2 protein-coding genes are annotated in these 1,765 nt (G+C 75.9%); both read left to right on the top strand.

Annotated elements, in window-relative coordinates; all coding sequences use genetic code 11:
- Positions 1–729: gamma-glutamyltransferase (locus G3I53_RS29140; protein WP_203617509.1), on the top strand; the 729-nt coding region annotated here is incomplete at its 5' end.
- Positions 730–830: 101 nt separating this feature from the next.
- The gene (locus G3I53_RS29135) at positions 831–1,676 is read left to right on the top strand and encodes an inositol monophosphatase family protein (RefSeq protein WP_164335933.1); all 846 of its coding nucleotides are present in this window, start codon (positions 831–833) and stop codon (positions 1,674–1,676) included.
- Positions 1,677–1,765 lie beyond the last annotated feature (89 nt).

The raw sequence follows: 1,765 nt of genomic DNA, 5'->3' as shown, positions 1-1,765 counted from the left end.
TCCCACGCCCGCGGCGCCGCCGACGCCGCCCGCGCCGCCGCGCCCGGCGTCGGCGAACCCACCGTCGCCAAGCACCCCACGTCCCCCGTGCCCGGCGAACCGGAGGTCACCGGGGACGGCGCGACCCGCGGCGACACCTGCCACCTGGACGTCGTCGACCGCTGGGGCAACATGATCGCGGCCACCCCGAGCGGCGGCTGGCTCCAGTCCAACCCGGTCGTCCCCGAACTGGGCTTCCCGCTCGGCACCCGGCTGCAGATGACCTGGCTGGAGGAGGGCCTGCCGAACACCCTCACCCCCGGCCGCCGCCCCCGGACCACGCTCAGCCCGAGCATCGCCCTGCGCGACGGCCGGCCCGTCCTCGCCTTCGGCACGCCCGGCGGGGACCAGCAGGACCAGTGGCAGCTGCACTTCTTCCTCGCCGTCGCCCTGCGCCCGTCCGTGCGCGGCGGACTCGACCTGCAGGGCGCGATCGATGCCCCGAACTGGCACAACGACAGCTTCCCCGGGTCCTTCTACCCGCGCGGCATGCGCCCCGGCAGCGTCACCGTCGAGTCCCGCACCGACCCGGCGGTCGTCCGGGAGCTGCGGCGCCGCGGCCACGACGTCACCGTCTCGGACGCCTGGTCGGAGGGCCGGCTGTGCGCGGTCGCCCGGGACCCGGCGACCGGGGTGCTCTCCGCGGCCGCCAACCCGCGCGGCATGCAGGGCTACGCGGTGGGCCGCTGAGCCCATACCCCGGTGGTCCGGCAGCCCATTTTTCGCCGGGCCGTCGCCGCTAGCACACCGGGCCGCTGGGGTTTGTCAAGCGGGCATGGTCTCATGGAGGAATGATCGAGGACAACGAAACCATCGAGGAGTTTCTCGCCCGGCACGCCGTCGACGTGGAGGAATCCGTCCGGAAGGCCGCCGCGCAGGAAATCATGCCGCGCTGGCGCCGGCTCGCCGAACACGAGGTGGACCGCAAGTCGGGCCCGCACGACCTGGTCACCGACGCCGACCGCCAGGCCGAGCTGTACCTGACCGACGCCCTGCGCGCCCTGCTGCCCGGCTCCGCCGTGGTCGGCGAGGAGGCGGTGCACGACAACCCCGGCAGCTACGGGGCGCTGCGCGAGGACGCGCCGGTGTGGATCGTCGACCCCGTCGACGGCACCCGGCAGTTCGTCCACGGCGACACCGGGTTCTGCACCCTGGTCGCCCTCGCCCACCGCGGCGTCGTCCTCGCCTCCTGGACGTACGCCCCCGCCCGCGACCAGATCGCCACCGCGGTCCGGGGCCAGGGTGCCTTCCTGGACGGCGAGCGGCTGGCCGCGGGCTCCCCGGACCCCTCCCGCGACCTGCGGGTGGCCACCTCCCACCCGGACTTCACGACCGACGAGCAGAAGCGCGCCCTGCTCGGTCTGAACACCGAGGGCGTGGCGCCCCGCTCCTGCGGTTCGGCCGGTCTGGAGTACCTGGCCATCGCCCGCGGCGAGTGCGACGCCACCGCGTTCTGCTGGGAGGCGGCCTGGGACCACGCGGCGGGCCTGCTCCTGGTGGAGGAGGCGGGCGGCGCGCACCTGACCCGCGCCGGAGTCCCCTTCCGCATCACCGGGGACAACGTGCTCCCCTTCACCACGGCCCGCGACGAGGCGACCGCCCGCCGGGTGGTGGAACTGCTCTCGGCCGGCGTCTGAGACGCCGGGCCCGGCAGCCAGGCCGCCCCGGCCGCCAGGTCACCCCGGCCGCCCGCCCTGCCCGGCCGCACGGCCGCCCTGCCCGGCCG

Source organism: Streptomyces sp. SID14436 (assembly GCF_010548465.1).
Classification (GTDB): domain Bacteria; phylum Actinomycetota; class Actinomycetes; order Streptomycetales; family Streptomycetaceae; genus Streptomyces.
This window is presented reverse-complemented; position numbering and strand designations above follow the sequence as displayed.

Coding starts and splice junctions, on each gene's coding strand:
- G3I53_RS29135 (WP_164335933.1), top strand. CDS start 831: ATGATCGAGGACAACGAAACCATCGAGGAGTTTCTCGCCCGGCACGCC.